Annotated in this window: 15 protein-coding genes; 10 read left to right on the top strand and 5 right to left on the bottom strand. The window is 42.2% G+C overall.

Annotated elements, in window-relative coordinates:
* Positions 1–202: 202 nt before the first annotated feature.
* Both BSCG_RS14595 and BSCG_RS14600 read right to left on the bottom strand, forming a co-directional pair.
* A complete protein-coding gene (locus BSCG_RS14595) occupies positions 203–544 on the bottom strand; it encodes a hypothetical protein (protein ID WP_008775976.1) in 342 nt (113 codons plus the stop codon).
* Between the two features lie 551 nt (positions 545–1,095).
* Positions 1,096–1,341, bottom strand: coding sequence for a DUF4248 domain-containing protein (locus BSCG_RS14600; RefSeq protein WP_008775975.1), 246 nt, complete (start codon positions 1,339–1,341; stop codon positions 1,096–1,098).
* Between the two features lie 391 nt (positions 1,342–1,732).
* On the opposite strand from BSCG_RS14600, the gene BSCG_RS14605 reads away from it, so the two are divergent.
* The 6 genes from BSCG_RS14605 (at position 1,733) to BSCG_RS14630 (ending at position 11,415) form a co-directional block, all read left to right on the top strand.
* Positions 1,733–2,233 carry an HU family DNA-binding protein gene (locus tag BSCG_RS14605; protein ID WP_008775974.1) on the top strand — a complete coding sequence of 167 codons (501 nt, stop codon included), beginning with the start codon at positions 1,733–1,735 and terminating at the stop codon, positions 2,231–2,233.
* Positions 2,234–2,283: 50 nt separating this feature from the next.
* Positions 2,284–2,751, top strand: a complete 468-nt coding sequence (locus BSCG_RS14610; RefSeq protein WP_008775973.1) for an N-acetylmuramoyl-L-alanine amidase — start codon at positions 2,284–2,286, stop codon at positions 2,749–2,751.
* A 109-nt stretch (positions 2,752–2,860) separates the two neighbouring features.
* Positions 2,861–2,962, top strand: coding sequence for a smalltalk protein (locus BSCG_RS29995; RefSeq protein WP_149968995.1), 102 nt, complete (start codon positions 2,861–2,863; stop codon positions 2,960–2,962).
* Positions 2,963–3,066: 104 nt separating this feature from the next.
* Positions 3,067–6,090: a hypothetical protein gene (locus BSCG_RS14615; RefSeq protein ID WP_008775972.1), complete on the top strand. Its 3,024-nt coding sequence runs from the start codon at positions 3,067–3,069 to the stop codon at positions 6,088–6,090.
* Between the two features lie 10 nt (positions 6,091–6,100).
* Positions 6,101–10,471, top strand: coding sequence for an RHS repeat-associated core domain-containing protein (locus BSCG_RS14620; RefSeq protein WP_234116313.1), 4,371 nt, complete (start codon positions 6,101–6,103; stop codon positions 10,469–10,471).
* A 482-nt stretch (positions 10,472–10,953) separates the two neighbouring features.
* The gene (locus tag BSCG_RS14630) at positions 10,954–11,415 is read left to right on the top strand and encodes a hypothetical protein (protein ID WP_032849511.1); all 462 of its coding nucleotides are present in this window, start codon (positions 10,954–10,956) and stop codon (positions 11,413–11,415) included.
* Positions 11,416–11,478: 63 nt separating this feature from the next.
* On the opposite strand, the gene BSCG_RS14635 is transcribed toward BSCG_RS14630, so the two are convergent.
* Positions 11,479–12,528, bottom strand: a complete 1,050-nt coding sequence (locus BSCG_RS14635) for a leucine-rich repeat domain-containing protein (protein WP_008770942.1) — start codon at positions 12,526–12,528, stop codon at positions 11,479–11,481.
* Positions 12,529–12,631: 103 nt separating this feature from the next.
* Between BSCG_RS14635 and BSCG_RS14640 the strand changes: the two genes are divergently transcribed.
* A complete protein-coding gene (locus tag BSCG_RS14640) occupies positions 12,632–13,528 on the top strand; it encodes a CPBP family intramembrane glutamic endopeptidase (RefSeq protein ID WP_008775967.1) in 897 nt (298 codons plus the stop codon).
* Here the strand turns inward: BSCG_RS14640 and BSCG_RS14645 are convergent.
* Positions 13,500–15,632, bottom strand: a complete 2,133-nt coding sequence (locus BSCG_RS14645) for a Tex family protein (RefSeq protein ID WP_008644202.1) — start codon at positions 15,630–15,632, stop codon at positions 13,500–13,502. The two genes, BSCG_RS14640 and BSCG_RS14645, sit on opposite strands and share 29 nt — an antisense overlap.
* 118 nt (positions 15,633–15,750) lie before the next feature.
* Between BSCG_RS14645 and BSCG_RS14650 the strand changes: the two genes are divergently transcribed.
* The 3 genes from BSCG_RS14650 (at position 15,751) to BSCG_RS14660 (ending at position 20,422) form a co-directional block, all read left to right on the top strand.
* Positions 15,751–17,685 (top strand): sensor histidine kinase, encoded by a 1,935-nt coding sequence (locus tag BSCG_RS14650; protein WP_008775966.1) that lies wholly within the window; start codon positions 15,751–15,753, stop codon positions 17,683–17,685.
* A complete protein-coding gene (locus BSCG_RS14655) occupies positions 17,682–19,424 on the top strand; it encodes a bifunctional metallophosphatase/5'-nucleotidase (RefSeq protein WP_008775965.1) in 1,743 nt (580 codons plus the stop codon). The genes BSCG_RS14650 and BSCG_RS14655 overlap by 4 nt, the downstream gene beginning before the upstream one ends.
* A 95-nt stretch (positions 19,425–19,519) precedes the next feature.
* Positions 19,520–20,422 (top strand): helix-turn-helix domain-containing protein, encoded by a 903-nt coding sequence (locus BSCG_RS14660; protein ID WP_008022062.1) that lies wholly within the window; start codon positions 19,520–19,522, stop codon positions 20,420–20,422.
* Positions 20,423–20,424: 2 nt separating this feature from the next.
* Here BSCG_RS14660 and BSCG_RS14665 read toward each other — a convergent pair whose 3' ends face one another.
* Positions 20,425–21,009, bottom strand: a complete 585-nt coding sequence (locus tag BSCG_RS14665) for a Crp/Fnr family transcriptional regulator (RefSeq protein WP_004316331.1) — start codon at positions 21,007–21,009, stop codon at positions 20,425–20,427.
* Positions 21,010–21,016: the final 7 nt, after the last annotated feature.

Below are 21,016 nucleotides of genomic sequence, written 5' to 3'. Positions count from 1 at the left end.
ATAATAAATTAGTGAATGATAAGAACTTGTTTATTAACAGATAGCTGTTGCAGAAAAGGGAAAAAGCGTGTTGTGTCACTTTGTACTTTAGATATAGCAGTTCTGTTTCGGTGTCAAAGGTATGATTTCTTTTCAGGGCGGTGAAAGACATTTTCCGCCCTGAAAAGAGGCTCCGGATTGTAGCGGAGCAAAAGAGGCTGTGTTATTCTCCGTAAAGAATGAGACGTACCTTTTGAATGCATCTACTTAGTTGGTGTTCAGAAAGATACCCGTCCTTCGCGTTTGCCTTGCGGAAGTCTGCCATCTGCATGGCCATTTCGGCGATGATGTGAGGAGGAGTTTTCTGGGTCAGGAAGGGATTGTCGTCGAAGAATCTGATAATCGGCACGAGAAATTCATTCCGTTCGCTGGGGAACACTTCTTTCTTCTGCTTTCTAAGGTGTTCCAACAGCCTTTCACCGGCTTTTACCGATTCGGACAACTCGTTTCTATTGTATAAATCTAACTGTTGCGCGTGTTCGCCTGTTATTTGAAATTCGAACACAAAAACTTTGCTTTTTCCATAATTTAATTTGTTTTTATGGGTTAATAATTATTTATAAAAAGCTGCGAATATAGTACTTTTTAGGTTCCAAATAAAGAATTTTTAAGAAAATATATATTGAAGTCCTGATAACGGATATTTTTCTGCTTTTTTCTCTCTGTCTATATATTATATATTCTTTATATATAAAGTACACGCACACACATTTTATGAAAGAGAGGAGGTACTACCACCACCTCCAATTTATAAAACGTGCGTGTACTTATAAGAAAAGAAACATATTGTGTGTATGTGCGGATGCGTACATTATTATATAAGAGACAGTGTATTATTTATGCCACTTCCTTTTCCCAATTCAACTCTATTAGGTTATAGGAAATCTTCTTTTTCATTATAGGTTGCCTTCTTTTTCATCATAGCTACCTTCTTTTTTCATTATAGCTAATTTGGTTATCATTATAGCAAATCCGTTTTTCATTATAGCAAACGTAATCTCCCTATAACTATCTGAAAGCTCTCCTTGATTTAGTCATCCTCTGTTATAAAGCGTCTCATGGCTCATCGAGATATTTCACGATGAGACGTACCTGCCGGGTACTGTAAGCATGATCGTTCTTCCCTTCGCTTCCGCTGTACATGGCTTCATAAAGTTTCTGATTATTCTTGATCCATCCTCTGAATTTCTGCATGGCGTATATCAGTGGCAAATGAGGATTATACAAATGGGCAAGTTCTGATTTCAAATACGGACGGATGACGAACGTTTCTTCTTCTGCCTCTGTTTTTTCAGCTTTCATATTTTTCTGAATTGGTTTTTTCGTACTCCAAATATACTGAAACGGACTGGAATACACAAGTGAATAAGTAAAATAAAATCAATATAAATAAAAGTGGAATCAATCTGAATGAAAGTAAACCCAAATTGAATGAAAGCACACTAAAGTACGATGAAGTACATCTATTGCCGCCATTGCAAAGCCGTACCTTTGATTCGTTGAAAGGAAAGAATAGAGCTCATTCTTCTTATTCAACCCCATTGTGAAACTCGCAATCTGTAATTTAATTTCTAGCTTGTGACCTTTGAATCCCAATTCCTGGCTTTTGACTTCCGGCTTCCGGCCTTTAGTCCCTGGCGTTTGGCTTCCAGCTCCTGGCTTTTAATTTTTAATTCTCTATTTTTAATTGATTATGGCAATACCATTTAAAAGAATCGGTCGTAAAGACCCGAGAAAGGTTGATGGGGTGGTGAAGTATCACCCACAACTTGTGACACAGGGACAGAGTGTTGATTTGGACAATCTCGCTTACAGTATGAAAGAGAAAAGTTCCCTGTCGTTAGGCGATATCCAGAGTGTGCTAACCAATCTTGTTGAAGCGATGCGTGCAGCGCTGTTCGACGGTAAATCCGTCAATATCCGCGACTTCGGTGTATTCAGTCTCTCTGCCACGACGCGGGGAGTGGAAACGAAGGAAGAGTGTACGATGAAGAACATCAAGAGTGTGAATATCAATTTCCGTCCTTCCAGCAGCGTTCGTCCTAATCTGACATCTACCCGTGCCGGTGAGAAAATCGAGTTCCTTGACCTCGATGCACCCAAGAAAAAGAAAACCGAAGGTGGAGATCCCGGCGATGAAGGTGGAGGAGACACCGGTGGAGGCAGTGGTGAAGCTCCGGACCCGGCAGCTTGAGTCATAGAGCGTAGATAATGCTTACAACTGATACGAAAAACAGTGGCACTATGATGAGAAAGATTGATTTGATTGTGATTCACTGTTCCGCCACCCGTGCCGACCGTTCGCTCACCCCGGATGACCTGGAAACGCAACACCGTCGACGTGGATTTAACGGAACAGGATATCACTACTACATCCGCAAAGACGGAACGGTACATATCACCCGACCGATTGAACGCATCGGTGCCCACGTGAAAGGTTGGAATACCAGCAGTGTCGGCATCTGCTACGAAGGCGGTCTGGATTGTCACGGTCGCCCGGCGGACACACGGACACTGGCTCAACGGGCAACACTCCATTTGCTTGTACATCAATTGCTTGAGACTTTCCCCGGTAGCCGGGTGTGCGGTCACCGGGATTTAAGTCCCGACCGCAACGGAAACGGGGAAATTGAACCGGAAGAATGGATCAAAGCGTGTCCGTGTTTTGAGGTGAAAACAGAGTTTGGAACTTCCAGCCACATAGAGGCTTAGTTTTCAATAGGATAACGAGAAAATGAGGTAAGAGGTTTTTCAGGAAGTGACTAGTCATTGGAAGTAATTAATCATTTAAAAAGAGCGTGGAAAGGAGGTGTGTAAAGTTATGGCAGTCAAGAAATCTGTTTGGGATATGATTTTGAAAGTAGTCATCGCGGTGGCTTCGGCAGTAGCGGGCGTATTTGGTGCGAATGCGATGAATCTGTAGTCTACAGGAAGTTAGTTCATTTGAAGAGAGGGTGTATAAGTTTTCTATCTTTTTCACCCTCTCTCTATTTTTTTTACTAATCATGAAATAAATCAGAAAAAGAAATGGAAAAGAAAAATCTTATAAAACAAATGTTGTGCTTTACCCTGCTGTTGGGCATAGGTACACATATACATGCACAAAGCGATTCGGGATTTATTCCGACAGATTTTCAAGGGTACTACTTTTCTCCTCAAAATCTGGGATTCGCCACACCACAGACAGCTGAATTTGTGCAATATGGCAACACAAATGTGAACTATTATAATGGTTTGCTTGATCTGGATATCCCGTTGTTCGATTACAAGGATACAGCTTTTGAGCTGGATATGTCTATCAAGTATATTTCCGATGGTTTCAAGCCGGGCAGACGTCCATCGATGGTTGGCAATAATTGGATATTGAATGTGGGTGGCTCGATAACACGAAATGTAATGGGGAATCCCGATGATATTCGTCAGGAACAGAAGAGTGGACTGTTGGCCGCCATCCGTGATGGGCAGTTCAAGCAGTATAGCAAAGAGGATTTGCTCAACTTGAATATTCCTCATGCTACGAAAAATCGTCCTTATCCGGAAACTGAATATGACATGGCTCCCGATATCTTCGATTTTAATTTCGGGCGGCATAAAGGACGTTTTATTATCGACAATAACGGAAATGCTAAATGTATATCAGGAGGCGGGTATAGGATAGATCTAAGCGAAATGTCTATGCAGGATTATAGTACCATAAATGCTCCTAAACGTTCTGTCATCAACATTACAACCCCGGATGGCTATCTTTACAGTTTTGGAGGGGGAGTCTCATGTTTGGAATACAGCATACCCAATAATCCCAGTAAGTTAAGAAGCAGGCCAGTACAGATTACTTCCTGGTATCTGAATTCTATCAAAGATGATACAAGAAACCAGGCAGTCTATTTTTCGTATCAAACTCGTCTGCAAAAGAATAAATATCATTTATTTATGAATTCTTATGTGACCGGAATACAATGGACATACTATAAACCTGATAAGAATGGATATACTAAACCTACTGAATCAAGAAGTATAAACGATAAAGATACAGATCATTTTTTGATGGAAGATAAAGTGTATGTTCCTATTCTGAAGACAATTAGTGTTGAGGATATAAAAATAGATTTTACCACCGAAACTTTCCCTGTTAATTTTTTCGGAGATTCTGATGGAAACGATTTAATCTATCTTTCAGGGATTACAATGAAACAAGACCTGAACATTCTAAAGTCGTGCAAATTTGATTATCAGACATCGGGACGATATTTCTTCTTGAAAAAAGCCAGATTGTATGACCAGAGTGAAAGTCCTGCCGTTTACTCTTTTGACTATGATATGAGTAGCGCTCTGCCGGACCCATTGACTACAAACGTCGATCATTGGGGCTTTTGGAATGGTGGCTATGAAAACATAGACAATGCTAATACATTTTTCTATGATGGGAATTTTGAACAAAGAAAAGCTGTCAATACGGGTGTTGCTGGCTGTACAATGCTGAAGACAATCACCTATCCCACAAAAGGGGAGGAGAAGATTGATTATGAATACAACCGTTACCGGCATTACCTGACTAAAAAAACTGATTTCTTTGCCTGGGATACTAATATGGCAACTTATGATACTCCTTTGGGCGGAGTACGTGTTAAACATCTGACATTGCATGATCCCGTTACGGGAAAAGACAGGCAACGTTCGTTTAACTATCTTGACCCTGCAACAGGAATGGAAAGTGGAAGAACCCATGAACTGCCACGCTATCGTATGCCCGAAGAAAGTATGAACTACGGTTATTACTATTATGATTATACAGAAAACAGAAATCTACGTGTTTATTCAATCAGCAGTAACTGTATGGGAAGATTCAACAATATATCCGAATATCCGATAGGTTATAGTTATGTTACAGAGACTTTCGACGACGGAAGCTTTTGCCGTTACCATTTTTCTTCATTAGCTAATGTGCCTGATAATGCGGAGTTGGGAGATGGCTACATTAAAACACCGGACAATTTGCACAGCAGAAGCTTTGGTTATTATCAGATATTGGATAAGGCTCTCAACTATGCTCCCAATGATCTAGCTGCATTTAGAGGGAAACTACTGTTTAAGACGACTTATAACAATCGCTATCATAAAGTGGCAGAGGAAGAGTATCATTATAATGTAGAAAATAAAACTGCCGATTATGAAGTTTCGATAAACACTAGTACCGGAGTTTTTCTGGCGAGTAAAATATTTACTGTCCCCTGCCTGTTGATTCAGGAAAAACTGACGGATGAGAATGGAGTGGCAATTCTTCACAATTATGAATATAATGCAAATGGATTTGTTACAGAAAAAGAGACTGTCAACAGTAATGGGGATCATGTGTATTTGAAGTATGTGCATCCGGGAGAATGGTCTATTCTTCCATCTACTATCTATTTTGACAATTTAATTAGTTCAAATAGAATAGAAGAACCGATAGGTATCATAAAGTACTTGAAGAAACCGGAGGATGAAAAACGGAAAATAGTAGATTTTGTATATTTTCATTATGGTCCGTTAGATGGTGTAGGTGTTCAGAAAAGGACTGTATGGGGTAGTAAACTCATAAAAGCATTGCCTGGAGATACGGATCTGGCAGATAAATTATTCCGAGGCTTGGGATGTGCTATCGAAGCTTATGACAACTATGATAGATACGGAAATATTGTAACTCGTAGAGATACTTATGGTAATATTACGATTTATCTATGGTCCTATCACGGTAAATATCCGATAGCTGAAATAAAAGGAAGTACTTATGAAGAAGTAAAATCTGCTTTAAGGAGGCAACCGGAGTATCTTTCAGAAGAGAAGGGTTCTCATATAAAAGGAATGGAACAATTGCGTAACCTTCTTCCTCATGCCCAGATTACGATTTATGATTATAAACAATCAGTAGGTTTGAAATATATTTCGGAACCAGATGGACAAGCGTCTTTTTTTCAGTATGACATTCAAGGACGCTTGAAGCAAAGATTCAGGAAAGGGGAAAAAGGAGAAATGCAGCTGATGGAATATAATAGATATTATTATAATAAATAAAAAGACAGATATGAAAAAGTATTTAACATTACTCTTGCTCTTATTTGCTACACTGACAGTGGCAAGTAGTCAGAATATCCCGCAGTATGTTGATAAAAAAATACATATTGAGGATGTTTATAATCATTTTGCCATTCATCATCCTCACGATGTACCACTCAACAAACTCATTGATGGAAGAATCCGTAATTATGCCATCTATACGTTCACGATACATAATCGTTCTACTTTATTTATGGCTAATCTGATGGGAACTGAACCTCAATATGGTACTAGTCTGGAGCTTTATTATAAACGTCCAACCTCTAACCTGTTTTCGTGTAGGAATAGGGCTAAAAACAATATTGGCGTTAAAGAAACTATTAAAAACCAAGAAAAATTCGGTCTTGAATTTGACGAAGATTTGACCCAAATACCTATTTATTGTCCTGTGTTATATGGTGTTTTGGAACCTGGCGAATATGAACTTTATAGCAAAGGTACGTCTGATATGAAAAACCCTACCAAAGAACTTAGAATCAATGTCTATTTATCTCCGGTGGGAGTTGATGAACGCACTTCCATAGATATAGGTCACTTCAACAATAAATTCTCTAAAGAAGTAAAACCTGGAACTTTTAGTAGTGGAGATATATGGTATAAATTTAATTTGGATAGTATAAATATGATAAGTGTAGTTCCTTTGGATACTATGGGGAAACGTCCTGTCCTGAAAATGAGAACTTATTTTCAACAATTGATTACTAGTAATGAATATCCGTTAAATGAAGATTCTCTACCACAGATTAAAGATTTCAGATGTGGAGTGGGCGAATTTAATATCCAGGTTTGTTATCCGGATTCTGTATACAGGACTCCCAGATTGCGTGTAACGGGTTTTGTTGATAATGCAGGAACCGACTGGGAATACCCTTTGGAAGTAGGTAGTTATTCGGATAGTTTGTATTATAAAACTTTTTATTGTCCACGTATGTTCGTTCCTGCAGAATCTTCTTTAACACCTTATGTATATCACCGTTTTACGATAAAAGAGGCAATGGATATATCTATCACAACAGAAGATTTCTTGAACAATATCACTTTATATGATTCAGCTCATCACATAGTTAGGCGGGTAGTAAAAGATGATTATTTGACAAGTCTGGATGTTTTTGGGTTATCTCCGGGGACCTATTTTTTTGTAACAGAAGGGGGAAGTGGTACTATATACATAAATGTGAAAGGGAAAAAGTCTGCAGTAAAATGGTCTGATACGAAAAACTATATATCAACGATTAAAGCAACCACCAATACTCTTTTTTCATCGGATCTGCAAAATCCATTGCATGCCACTCATGAAATAAATTACCTTGATCCGTTCGGTAGAACAGAACAAACGATACAATACGGTGTGACTCCCGCGTTAAACAGTTTGGTGAGTAGAAAGGAGTATGACAGGATGTATCGTGATAGTTGTTCATGGCTTCCGGCGGTTTGTCTCGGTTCGAAGAATTATGTTTCATCATCCGATTTCAAAAAGCATATCCTTGAATTGTATAATGATGAGTATGCTTGTGAAAAATCTTTTTATGACGGTTCGCCCCTGAACCGATTGACGGAGAAATACAATTCCGGAAAAGACTGGCATACTACAGGGCATAGTGAAAGGGTTTCTTATCAGACAAATTCGGGAGTATCGCAGGTTCGGCTATTTGAGGTGAGCGGAGAAAAGGATAATCCCGTTCTGTCGCAAAAAGGATTTTATGCAACCGGAGAATTGATTGTGGAAGAAAAAAAGGATGAAGCGGGGCTTCCTACACTTACTTATACTAATAAATTGGAACAAAGCATTTTATTACGTACCATCAGTGGTGTGGATACGCTGGATACTTATCAAGTATATGATGATTTCGGGAATCTGGCTTTTGTGCTTCCACCGATGGCAGTCAGCAGTTTACAGACGCTTGGACAGAAAGATGCGTTGGATCTTTATGCTTATCAATATCGCTATGATGAGTGCAACCATTATAGAGGTAAGAAACTTCCCGGTGCGGAATGGATAGATATGTGTTTCGATCAGGACGGAAAGTTATTAAGAATTCGAGATGAGGCGATGCGTAACAGGAATGAATGGAAATGCATCTTTTACGATAAATTGAGAAGAGAAGTGGTGACGGGTATTTATAAAGGCTTGATATCATACAACTTCTCTGAATCGGTTGATTTTGCTCCGGATAAACCAAAAAATCATTATGGTTATCTCTTTAGCAGTTATTTAAAGATGGATAGCCTGAATATCCAAAAGGTGGTATATTATGATACCTATCAATATAAAAAGGCTAATTCTTGCTTCACTGCAGCAATGGATTATATAGATAGCAATGATTATGGGCATCGATTTGGAGACGACTCTGAACAACTGAATTGCAAGAATTTGCAGACGGGAGTGATGACACAGGTTATCGGTACAGATCAAATGCTTTGCACTAGTACCTATTATGATTATTTTCAACGTCCGGTGCAAGTACGCAGCACGGATATAAATGGTAAGATGCACGTTCAGAACATGGCGTATGATTTCTGCGACCACATTACAGCATCCAATGACAAAGTAGAAAATATCTCACTTGTCCAAACTAAAACTTATGACCATGCCGGACGTCTGTTGACAGAAGCTCGTTTGGTGAATGACATACTATCTGATACTCTTAGGTATAATTATGATGAGTTGGGACACATCGCCGATGTCAAAAGAGTGAACGGGAACCATTCACTAACCTCAATCAACCGTTATAACTTACGTGGCTGGCTGACTTCTATCGAAAGTCCGTTATTTTCCCAGAAACTATATTATACAGATGGCATCGGCACACCTTGTTATAACGGAAATATCAGTAGTATGACCTGGAAAACCAGTGCGAACCCGGATATTCGTGGTTATCGTTTTGAATACGATCTGTTATCCCGGCTAAAAAATGCTACTTACGGTGAGGGTGAAGATCTCTCTCTGAATGTCAACCGCTTCAATGAGCAAATAACGGGCTATGACAAAAATGGTAATATCTTGGGATTGAAACGATATGGACAAACTTCTGCCAATGGTTACGGATTAGTAGATAATCTGTCCGTCACCTTGAGTGGCAACCAACTGAAAAGGGTTGATGATTCAGTCTCCGGCTCCGCCTTTGGTGATAATTTTGATTTTAAAGACGGAGCAAAACAGAATACAGAGTACTTTTATGACGCCAATGGTAATTTATCGAAAGATTTGAATAAAAAGATAATCAATATTCAATATAATTACCTAAATTTACCGGACCGTATAGAGTTCGAAGATGGCAGCTCTATTTCTTACCTTTATGATGCAGCAGGCACAAAACTACGTGTTGTACATAGTATCGCAGGAAATACAACTACTACCGATTATTGCGGTAATGTGATCTATGAAAATAGGACTACCAAGACTTTATTGACAGATGCCGGATTCGTATCTTTGAATGATAATAAGCATCATTATTACTTACAGGATCATCAAGGTAACAATCGTGTGGTTGCATCGCAGGATGGAGTAGTGGAAGAAGTGAATCATTATTATCCGTTTGGCGGTATCTTTGCTTCAACTTCCTCTGTTCAGCCCTACAAGTACAACGGAAAAGAACTGGATAGAAAAGGCGGACTGGATTGGTATGATTATGGGGCGAGAATGTATGATGCGGCATTGGGAAGATGGCATGTGGTGGATCCGATGGCGGATAAGGATTATAGTTGGAGCGTGTATGTTTATTGTCAGAACAATACAATTAAATATATTGACCCAGATGGAAAGCAAGTAATACCTGTTCCAATGCCTTATGCACCTCTTCCATTCTATTCTCCGATAACGTATCCTCAAAGTTATAATTTGCTTTCGGATCAACAAATAATGAGACATGCATCAGGAAAGTTTGCAGAAGTTGGACAAATAATAACAGATACTCCTAGGATGTCTTATGCTTTTGGTACTCTTTTATACTATCAAGCGAAGAATGCTATTAGTCCGGAATATGAGCATCAGCGGAATAGAGAAAGGAAAAGTAAAGAAGAACTGGACCGGAATCAGGCGAATGTTGCAAAAAGCATTGATACTAATGTATCGGGGATGATGCCTAATGGAGATCCGGCTCCGAAAAGAGAACTGAAAACTTGGCAGAAAATAGTACTTGGAGTAACATGGGCGGCTGTGACTGCAAAAGATTATTATGATCATTTTTTAATTGACTCTTCTGTTGCTTCTCAATCTAGTGATGGGCAGCAACGAAAAAGCATTGAACTTTATAGAAGTGTTAATATGGAAAAGGATAATAGTTTAATTTTAACTCCAATAAAAAATAGATTAGATGAAAGTTTTAAAAAAAATTGGTAAGTACATGATTTATATGGAATATTTTGTATATTCTATATGTTTGATAAATATAATATTTGTCATATTCTTTAATGAATACATGCCCTCTTTTTTTAGAAGCCCCATATTTTTATCAGTGATTTTAATTTTGCTAATTGCTATACCACTATTAAAGAAAAAAATAAAATGAAAATAGAAAGAATATTATATTATTTATCTGAACGTGTGTATGGTCTATTTTCTACCTTGTTTTTTTAGACTTGTTAGGAATGGGGATTCTTTACTGCTTAGATATCAAGTATAATATGTTTTTTAGAGATCTATTTTTTCTTTTATTGGGATTGTGGATCGGCAGTGGGGTAGCTTTGTCTGCAATAAGTTATATAAAAAGAATAGATCGTAAGGAGTAAAAAAGAGGTAGAGCACTAAAGAGAAAGAAACATATGTTCCAATCGTATGGGGGAGTATTATAATTGGAAAATAAACTTTTAATTTATAAATATATGAGATATCTTTTAATAGCAATATATGAAAAAACAGCTTTGTTAGGTAGTATAATCCTAATTGCCTATCGTATCTTCTTGCCTTATATATATAAGATTCCTTATCTGTCATCCAGTGTACAGATAATATTCTTAATTTTTTGGGCGATTACATTAATAGGCGGAATGATGAGTTATTTATTTCCCTATATACGGACTCCTAAACGACCATTGAAAGCAGAAGGAATCATTCGGACATTTTATTTGAAATCAGATAAAATAATAATGCAAGTCTATTGTTATGTTTTTGGAGCGTATGCAATTTTTTATTTAGATCGGGTATCTGTTTTATTTGATTATCTAATGTTACTTTTATTGGGAATATTTCTCGGATATCGGATGGCGGTGAGAGCGAATGCGTATTCATTGGATGAAGCTAGCAAAAAGAAGCAAGCTGTAAAGAAGGAACCTCATACTAGATAAGATGATTGTTTATCCCTGATATGAATAACTAACTAATTATTTATATCAGGGGTAATTCTTTTTTTATTTCTTATAAACCAACTTACTCGGAACTCCCTCCCCGAATAAATTATCACCCAGTGTCGTAATCTTATTTCCGGTAGCCAACACATAGCGGAGATTATCGCATCCCATAAAAGCACCGAACTCAATAGCCGTCACACTGGCTGGCAGCTCCAACGTGCCGCAAAGGCGACCGCAGTTGCTAAATACACGCTGTCCGATAGATTTCAGATTATGAGGTAATTTCATATTCAACAGATACTTTTTCTGTGCGAAAGTGAAGTCGGGGATAGCCGTTGCGTTCGTTCTGGAAATATCGACAGAAACGAGATTCGGCATATAATCGCGGATCAGTTTGAAGTCGGCGTTATCCAGTTTACCTTCAACGGTCAGGAAGTTGATGTCTCTGGGTTGCAGTCCCGCTTTCAGGATCTCTTCTTCCAGTTTGCCCATGGCGCCCACTTGCAGGGTAGTCTCTACTGGTTCCCCCTCGATAAACGCAAAGTTCTGCCATCTGTCCTTGTAGCGGTAAGAGTCGCTGCTGCCCAGGGGGACGAAGATAGCGGTAACGCTGTCTGCCAACGCTTCCGGCAACAGGTTGGGAGCTGTCTTCTTGCGGATCTGGCAGATTTTCAGGTTCTCGCAACCTTTGAAGGCGGCATCTTCGATATTCTTTGTTTTCTCCGAAAGAATCACTTTCTCCAGCGTGGCTTTGCCTTTGGTCACTCCGTCCACCACGTTCGAGAAAGCGTATGCAGGAATGAAGTTCGGCATATAAATATAGAATTTCCCGTTGGGATAAGTGCCCGCTTTTCCGCTGTACATCTTGATTTCAGCGTTCGAAATATCCAATACTTTCAGATTATCAAATTCGTCACGGAGATGGCGGAAGTCCTCCGCGTTCAGTTTTCCGGTCAGTGTGAGATGGGTGACACTGTTGGCTTCCTCTTCAGTCATCATGGAAATCAGCGTGCCGGGCTTACTCACATAATACGTTTTACTCACTTGGGCGGCTGCTCCTAACGCATTAGCGGCCAATAAGAAACTTATCAATAGTAGTTTTATTTTCATAATTTTGTAGATTTGTTCTGACAAATATAGGAAAAATAGAGAATACATGATGTTTTTTTATGTTTTATATCTAATTTTGTAGCCGGATTAACAAATTGTAAAAATGGAGGCAGACAACATTGCTGGGGGCAAAGAACCCAAAAGACTTCCTGTGTGGGCTTGTATCCCGCTGTTTATTGTGATACTTTTCATCCTTCTTGGATTGTATGGTACGCTGGCCCGCGGATGTTTGTCGTTGGTGTTGGGTGTGGAAGCCCGCCATCCGGGAGTGATGGGATACATTATCCTCGAAGCCAGTATGCTGCTCGCCGTTCTGACCGCCGCCATTCCTATGCTCCGCTTCGAACGCCGTCCGTTTTCTGATTTGGGGCTCTCCTTAAAAGGACACGTTAAGGGACTGTGGTATGGCTTCCTGATGGCAATCCTGCTCTATCTGTTCGGCTTCGGAATCTCGTTCGTTTTGGGAGAGATAGAAGTCACCGGTTTCCAGTTCAAGCCGTTGGATCTGCTGGGCTCGTGGGTGTTTTTCCTGCTGGTCGCCTTGTTTGAAGAGATACTGATGCGCGGCTATATCCTCGGACGCCTATTGCATACCACCATGAATAAATTCCTGGCACTTTTTGTCTCGGCAGCGTTATTCGCCTTTATGCATATCTTCAATCCCGAAATCGCTTTCCTGCCTATGCTTAACCTGTTGCTGGCAGGTATGCTGCTGGGAGCTTCCTATCTATATACGCGGAACCTGTGTTTCCCTATCTCGCTTCATCTTTTCTGGAATTGGATTCAAGGCCCCATCCTCGGTTATCAGGTAAGCGGAAACAACTTCACCACCAGTATGCTGACTTTGCGTATGCCCGAAGAAAACGTACTGAATGGCGGAGCCTTCGGTTTTGAAGGCTCGCTCATTTGCACAGTACTTATGATTGTATTTACGATTCTGATCGTGTGGTGGGGAGAGAAAAGAGAAGCAATCAGTCTTGCGGTACCCCGATCATACTAAGTTGAATCCGTTTCCGGTCATAATCTACATTCATCACCCTCACCATGACGTGCTGATGGATGGACACCACTTCTGTCGGGTCGGAAATGAACCGTTCCGCTAATTGAGAAAGGTGTACAAGACCGTTCTCCTTAATTCCTATATCGACAAACGCCCCGAAATTGGTGATATTGCCTACAATGCCCGGAAGAATCATCCCTTCGCGCAAATCGGCTATGGTGCGTACGTTCTTGTCGAACTCGAAGACTTTGATAGCCTTGCGCGGGTCACGTCCCGGCTTGTCGAGCTCCTGCAGAATGTCCTGTAAGGTAGGCAGGCCGACGGTAGGAGTGATGTAGTCGGAAATATTGATCTTCCGGCGAAGTTCCTTGTCGGCTATCAACTCGTCGATGGTGCATTTCAGGTCTTTGGCCATTTGTTCTACGATGTGGTAACTTTCCGGATGCACGGCGGTATGATCCAACGGATTTTTAGCTCCGGGGATGCGAAGAAATCCTGCACATTGCTCAAAGGCTTTGGCGCCCATGCGCGGCACTTTCATCAGTTCTTTCCGCGAACTGAAAGCTCCGTTCTCTGCCCGGTAATTGACAATGTTCTGTGCCAGTTGGGGGCCCAGACCGGATATATAGGTGAGCAGATGACTGCTTGCCGTATTGAGATTTACCCCGACCAGGTTCACGCAATTCTCTACCGTCTGATCGAGTGCTTTCTTCAGCTTCGTCTGGTCTACATCGTGTTGGTATTGACCCACGCCGATGGACTTTGGATCTATCTTCACCAATTCTGCCAACGGGTCCATCAGGCGGCGTCCGATGGAGACTGCCCCACGCACCGTTACGTCGTAATCCGGAAACTCGTCACGAGCAATTTTGGAAGCCGAATAAATGGAAGCCCCCTGCTCGCTGACTACAAACACAGGTATCTGACGGTCGAAACTCTGACTGTTGATGAAATCTTCCGTCTCCCGGCTTGCCGTTCCGTTGCCGATGGAGATGGCTTCTATCTGGTAGGCCTCAATCATCTTGCGAAGTTTCGAAGCAGCCTCGCCGGTCTTGTTGATCGGAGGATGCGGATAGATATTCTCATTATGCAACAGATTGCCTTGCGCGTCGAGACAAACCACTTTACATCCGGTACGGAATCCGGGGTCGATGGCGAGCACCCGTTTTTGTCCCAATGGCGGAGCGAGAAGAAGTTGGCGGAGGTTTTCGGTGAATACGCGAATCGCTTCATCGTCGGCTTTCTCTTTGGATTGGGCGGCAAATTCTGTCTCAATGGAAGGCTTGAGCAACCGTTTGTAAGCATCCGTTGTAGCTTCGCCCACTTGACGGCTACATTCGTTGTTGCCACGTACGAATTGGCGTTCCAAACGTTCGATGCATGCTTCGTCGTCGGGATTGATAGACACTTTCAGCAACCCTTCCGACTCTGCCCGGCGGATGGCGAGCAGACGGTGGGACGTGCAACGTTTCAGTGGCTCGGAGAAATCGAAATAATCGCGGTATTTCGCTGCTTCTTCCTCTTTTCCTTTGACTAGTTTGGCTGTAATCTCTGCCTGGCGCCCGAACTGGTTACGTACCGCGTTGCGGGCACGCTCGTCTTCGTTCACCTGCTCCGCGATAATGTCACGCGCACCTTTCAGCGCATCTTCCACATCTTTCACTTCGCCTTTCACAAAGGAAGCGGCTTTGGCGCTAAGGTTGTTTTCCCGTTGTAACAGCAGGATGGTGGCAAGCGGCTCCAGTCCTTTCTGGCGGGCCACTTCGGCACGTGTCTTCCGTTTGGGTTTGTAAGGGAGGTATATATCTTCCAGTTCCGTCGGGTTCCAGGTGTCGTTGATGCGTTTCTCCAGTTCGGCAGTCAGTTTACCCTGTTCGGTGATGGTGCCGAGAATCGTTTCTTTCCGTTTGGCTATGTCGCACAACTTATCGTGTTGCTCTTTGATCTGCTCTATCTGCACCTCATCCAGCCCGCCAGTGGCTTCTTTGCGGTATCGGCTGATGAAAGGAATCGTAGCACCTTCGCCCAAAAGATGGAGCGTGCTGCTTATTTGTCTTTCCGGTATGCCCAGAAATCCGGAAATCATCTTGTGAAATAATTCCATAATTTGTATTTTTTGACAGTAAATGAGCGACAAAAATACATATAAATCTGTTAAACCCGACAAGTTTTACTATATTTGCAACTCAATTAATGAATTAACACATCAAAACTGCATTATTATGCTGGGACGTCTTGGATATTTTTTTATCTGTTTTCTTTGGCTCCTGCAGTCATCGAAGGTCTTGGCTGTCTCTAACGATAAGAAACCTATTCTGATTATCTGTTCTTATAATCCGGCAGCGCACCAAACATCGGTCACTATTTCTGATTATATGGATGAATATAGTAAGTTGGGAGGACAGCGCGACATCATCATCGAGAATATGAACTGTAAAAGCTTCTCGGAAGCTCCGCTATGGAGCAAAATGATGACACAGATTCTTGCTAAATATCAAGGGGAAAAGCATCCGGCGCAGATTATCTTGTTAGGTCAGGAAGCATGGGCCGCTTATTTGTCGCAGCGGGATGAAATGCAGGTGAAAGTGCCCGTGATGTGCAGTCTGGCCAGTAGCAACGTGGTGATATTGCCGGAAGATACCGTGGAAAGCCTGGATAGCTGGATGCCCGAATCAGTCGATCTCTTCGACGACCATCTGAATATCCCCGAACTCAAATCGGGATTTATCAACCAATATGATATAGAGGGTAATATTCAGATGATTCAAGCCTTCTATCCGAAAACGAAACACATTGCCTTTATTTCGGACAACACGTATGGCGGAGTGACCATGCAAGCATTGGTGCGAAAAGAAATGAAGAAATTCCCCGATCTGGATTTGATTCTGATGGATGGACGGAAACATTCTATTTATACCATCGCTGAGGAGTTGAGGCAACTGCCCGAAAACACGGTGATCCTGGTAGGAACGTGGCGGGTGGATATGAACGAGGGGTATTTCATGAGAAATGCCACGTATGCCATGATGGAAGTTACCCCTACCATTCCGGCTTTTACCCCTTCATCGGTGAGTCTCGGTCATTGGGCGATAGGAGGGGTGTTGCCCGACTACCGGAAAGTGGGTGGAGAAATGGCTATGGAGTCTGTACGGATGGATACGCACCCGCAGGATACGGCGAAACATCTTTCGGTAATCGGCTGTAAAGCGGTATTGGATAGCCGGAAGGTGAAGGAATGGGGGCTGGATCCGGCGGTATTGCCTTTTAAAGTGCAGCTTGTCAACCAGCCGGTTTCGTTCTATCAGCAATATACTTATCAGATATGGTCTGCCTGTGCTTTGTTTGTGATACTGGTGCTCGGCTTGTGCATCTCTCTCTTCTATTATTTCCGTACGAAACGCCTGAAAGATGAGCTGCTGAAATCGGAGAAGGACTTGCGCGTAGCAAAAGACAGGGCGGAAGAGTCTAATCGTCTGAAGAGTGCTTTCCTTGCCAATATGAGCCATGAGATACGGACACCGTTGAATTCGATTGTAGGATTCTCGGATGTATTGGCCGTTGGCGGTAGCACGGAGGAGGAACAGCAGTCTTATTATCAGATTATCAAAACCAATTCGGATTTGTTGCTTCGACTGATTAACGATATTCTCGACCTTTCACGTCTGGAGGCCAACCGGGTGACGCTGACTTGGGAGGAATGTGACGTGGTGCAGTTGTGCAGCCAGGTGGTGGCGTCTGTTAGTTTTTCGCGGCAGTCGTCGGAAAACCAGTTCTTGTTTACCACTTCTTTCGAATCTTTCCGGATGGTGACGGATGTGCAGCGTATGCAGCAAGTGATGATAAACCTGCTGTCCAACGCCAACAAGTTTACGAAATGCGGTAAGATCACATTGGACTTTTCTGTGAACGGGGAAACGCAAATGGCTGTCTTCTCGGTGACGGATACCGGATGCGGCATCCCGAAAGAAAAACAGGGACTTGTGTTCGAGCGTTTTGAGAAACTGAATGAATATGCCCAGGGTACCGGACTGGGATTGTCTATCTGTAAATTGATTGTGCACAAATGGAAAGGAAGTATATGGATCGACCCTGACTATACCGGTGGGGCGCGGTTTGTATTCTCTCATCCGTTAAATCTAAATATAGAAAAAGAATGAAACGAATCGTATTAATTTATGGCTTGCTTCTCTGCCTCGCTCTGTCTGTTGCGGCGCAGGAAAAGGTGGTGAAACTGAAGATTGTAGAAACAAGTGATGTACATGGCAATTATTATCCTTATAATTTTATAACCCGCCACGAGTGGAAGGGGAGTCTCGCACGGGTTTATTCTTTCGTGCAGAAAGAGCGCGAACAATATAAGGAGAATCTGATATTGCTGGATAACGGCGATATTTTGCAGGGACAGCCCACTGCCTATTACTATAATTATATAGATACGGTGTCTCCCCATCTTTGCTCGGAAATGATGAATTACATGAAGTATGATGCCGGCAACATGGGTAACCATGACGTGGAAACGGGACGTGCCGTTTTCGACCGTTGGATCGCCACTTGTGATTTCCCTGTGTTGGGGGCCAACATCATAGATACATCTACGGGACAGCCCCATCTGGCTCCTTACAAAGTGTTGGAACGTGATGGCGTGAAGATCGTGGTATTGGGAATGATTACCCCTGCCATCCCTGCATGGCTCTCCGAAAACCTGTGGAAAGGATTGCGTTTCGACGATATGGAAGAGACGGCACGCAAATGGATGAAGGTTATCCGTGAAAAAGAGAACCCGGATTTGGTGATCGGCTTGTTCCATGCCGGACAGGAGGCTTTCAAAATGTCGGGCAAATACAACGAGAACGCTTCTCTCAACGTAGCGAAGAATGTGCCGGGATTCGATATCGTATTGATGGGGCACGATCATTCCCGCGAATGTAAGAAGGTGATGAATGTTGCCGGAGACTCGGTGTTGATTATCGATCCGGCTAGCAATGGGATTGTTATGTCTAATGTAGATGTGACCTTGAAACTGAAAGATGGAAAGGTGCAGAGCAAGGATATCAAGGGTGTCTTGACGGAAACGGAGGCTTACGGAATCAGCGAGGACTTTATGAAGCGTTTTGCCCCGCAATATGAAACGGTGCAGAAGTTCGTTTCGAAGAAGATCGGCACTTTTACCGAAAGTATCTCCACTCATCCTGCTTTCTTCGGCCCTTCTGCCTTTATCGACCTGATACATACCTTGCAGCTCGACATCACCGGTGCCGACATCTCGTTTGCCGCTCCGCTTTCGTTTGACTCGGAAATAAAGAAGGGGGATGTATTTGTGAGTGATATGTTCAATTTATATAAGTATGAGAACATGCTGTATGTGATGACTCTGTCCGGAAAGGAGATTAAGGATTTCTTGGAGATGTCTTATTATATGTGGACGAACCGGATGAAATCACCGGAAGATCATCTGCTCTGGTTCAAAGAGAAACGTCGTGAAGGCGCGGAAGATAGAGCGTCTTTCCAGAATTATAGCTTTAATTTCGACTCGGCTTCGGGCATTATTTATACGGTGGATGTCACTAAACCGCAGGGCGAGAAGATAACGATCAAAAGCATGGCTGATGGTTCTCCTTTCCGTATGGATAAGATATATAAGGTGGCCTTGAATTCTTACCGTGGCAATGGTGGCGGAGAATTGCTGACGAAAGGGTCGGGCATCCCGCAGGAGAAGTTGAAAGACCGCATTATTTTCTCTACGGATAAGGATCTCCGTTTCTACCTGATGAATTACATTGAGGAGAAAGGAACGATGAACCCGAAAGCGCTCAATCAGTGGAAGTTTGTCCCGGAAAAGTGGACGGTGCCGGCTGCCAAACGTGATTATGAATATCTGTTCCGGTCTGTTCGATAAGTATCTAAAAGTGTTCATTATGTCCGATAATGCTCCCGATTGGCTTGTATATCTGATTAAATGCTGGTATATTTGTCGCCAAAAAAAGAGAGAGTATGGATATTCAAAGTGTTCCGAAAGTAGGTATTTCTTCGGTAGTTCATTCTAAACATATAGATGCCGACAACATTGATGTTGTTGATAATGATATAGCGCTTTTCGATACGGAGAGCGTTATATCGTTGTATAACGGGCCTACCAAACTGGAAGTGTTGACGGTGGGGCTTTGTCTGGAGGGTACCGGTACTTTTAAGATCAGTCTGCGTGAATTTCAATTGTGTCCCGGATTGATGGTGATAGCACTGCCTAATCAGATTATCGAGCAGCGGTATTTCAGTCATGATTTTAAAGGCATTTTCTTTGCTGTGTCGAAGAACTTGCTGGAAACGTTGCCTAAGATCGGAAATGTGCTTTCTTTGTTTTTCTATCTGAAAGATTATCCGTGTTTCGACCTCACTCCGCACGAGCAGGAGGTGGTGAAGGAGTATCACGCGTTTATCAGGAAACGGTTGAGGAATAAGGAAGCTTTATATCGTAGGGAAGTGGTAATGGGACTGATGCAGGGGTTCTTTTTCGAGCTTTGCACTATTTTTACTAATCATGCACCTGCAAACGCTACTACGATGAAGAATAAAAGCCGGAAAGAGTATATCTTCGAACGCTTTTATGAGTCTCTGGTGGAGTCTTACCAGTCTGAACGCAGCGTAAAATACTATGCCGACCAACTGTGTCTGACGCCGAAACATCTTTCGGGAGTCGTGAAAGAAGTCAGCGGAAAAACGGTGGGAGAGTGGATTGACGAGTTGGTGATTCTGGAAGCGAAAGCCCTCCTGAATTCTTCAAGTATGAATATACAGGAGATTGCCGACCGGCTGAATTTTGCAAACCAGTCTTTCTTCGGGAAATATTTCAAGCATTACACCGGTATGTCTCCAAAAGAATACCGGAAAAGCCGCTAAAATCATAGAACACCGGAGCGTACACGACTTAGTGTCTCCGGTGTCATTAGAAGATAGGAAGCGATGTGTGCCAGAGGCGCGCGTTTGATGATTTCCGGATGTGTTTCGAGCAGGAGGTTATAACGTTCGCGAGCGGATTCGAAACGCCAGGAGTCTGCTTTAACCTGTGATACAATTAAAGAGTATTCCAATATCTTTTGATAGAACATGTTGATTTCCCAGTTCTCCCTCGCTAATTTTTGTATCATGTCGCGGGGGAATAAGTAAATAATGGAAGGTTCAAGAGTTTCTACGATTAGCCGGGTGGGTACTTGTTTCAGAAAACTTTCAATGCACATCACGATACATCCTTCGTATGAGAAATGTTCGGTCACGTCTTTCCCGTTTTTGTAATAGTACTGCCTAAGCATGCCTTTTCCGACAAAAACAAGTTCGTGGGCTACTTCTCCTTCGTTTAGCGCTATGGCTCCTTTGGGGAATTCTTCACGAATCAGTATGCTTTCTATCTGCCGTCTTCCTTCTATACTCATCTCCGGAAAGCGGGAATTGACAACAGCATTTACAGTCTCTCTTAATAGTGTATCCATGTCTTTT

This window comes from Bacteroides sp. 2_2_4, from assembly GCF_000157055.1.
GTDB lineage: Bacteria > Bacteroidota > Bacteroidia > Bacteroidales > Bacteroidaceae > Bacteroides > Bacteroides ovatus.
Note: the sequence above shows the minus strand (reverse complement) of the source record. Positions and strands in the feature narration are given on the sequence as shown.

Coding starts and splice junctions, on each gene's coding strand:
- BSCG_RS14620 (WP_234116313.1), top strand. CDS start 6,101: ATGAAAAAGTATTTAACATTACTCTTGCTCTTATTTGCTACACTGACA.
- BSCG_RS14640 (WP_008775967.1), top strand. CDS start 12,632: ATGGAGGCAGACAACATTGCTGGGGGCAAAGAACCCAAAAGACTTCCT.
- BSCG_RS14605 (WP_008775974.1), top strand. CDS start 1,733: ATGGCAATACCATTTAAAAGAATCGGTCGTAAAGACCCGAGAAAGGTT.
- BSCG_RS29995 (WP_149968995.1), top strand. CDS start 2,861: ATGGCAGTCAAGAAATCTGTTTGGGATATGATTTTGAAAGTAGTCATC.
- BSCG_RS14645 (WP_008644202.1), bottom strand. CDS start 15,632: ATGGAATTATTTCACAAGATGATTTCCGGATTTCTGGGCATACCGGAA.
- BSCG_RS14635 (WP_008770942.1), bottom strand. CDS start 12,528: ATGAAAATAAAACTACTATTGATAAGTTTCTTATTGGCCGCTAATGCG.
- BSCG_RS14615 (WP_008775972.1), top strand. CDS start 3,067: ATGGAAAAGAAAAATCTTATAAAACAAATGTTGTGCTTTACCCTGCTG.
- BSCG_RS14660 (WP_008022062.1), top strand. CDS start 19,520: ATGGATATTCAAAGTGTTCCGAAAGTAGGTATTTCTTCGGTAGTTCAT.
- BSCG_RS14665 (WP_004316331.1), bottom strand. CDS start 21,009: ATGGATACACTATTAAGAGAGACTGTAAATGCTGTTGTCAATTCCCGC.
- BSCG_RS14630 (WP_032849511.1), top strand. CDS start 10,954: ATGAGATATCTTTTAATAGCAATATATGAAAAAACAGCTTTGTTAGGT.
- BSCG_RS14650 (WP_008775966.1), top strand. CDS start 15,751: ATGCTGGGACGTCTTGGATATTTTTTTATCTGTTTTCTTTGGCTCCTG.
- BSCG_RS14655 (WP_008775965.1), top strand. CDS start 17,682: ATGAAACGAATCGTATTAATTTATGGCTTGCTTCTCTGCCTCGCTCTG.
- BSCG_RS14600 (WP_008775975.1), bottom strand. CDS start 1,341: ATGAAAGCTGAAAAAACAGAGGCAGAAGAAGAAACGTTCGTCATCCGT.
- BSCG_RS14610 (WP_008775973.1), top strand. CDS start 2,284: ATGATGAGAAAGATTGATTTGATTGTGATTCACTGTTCCGCCACCCGT.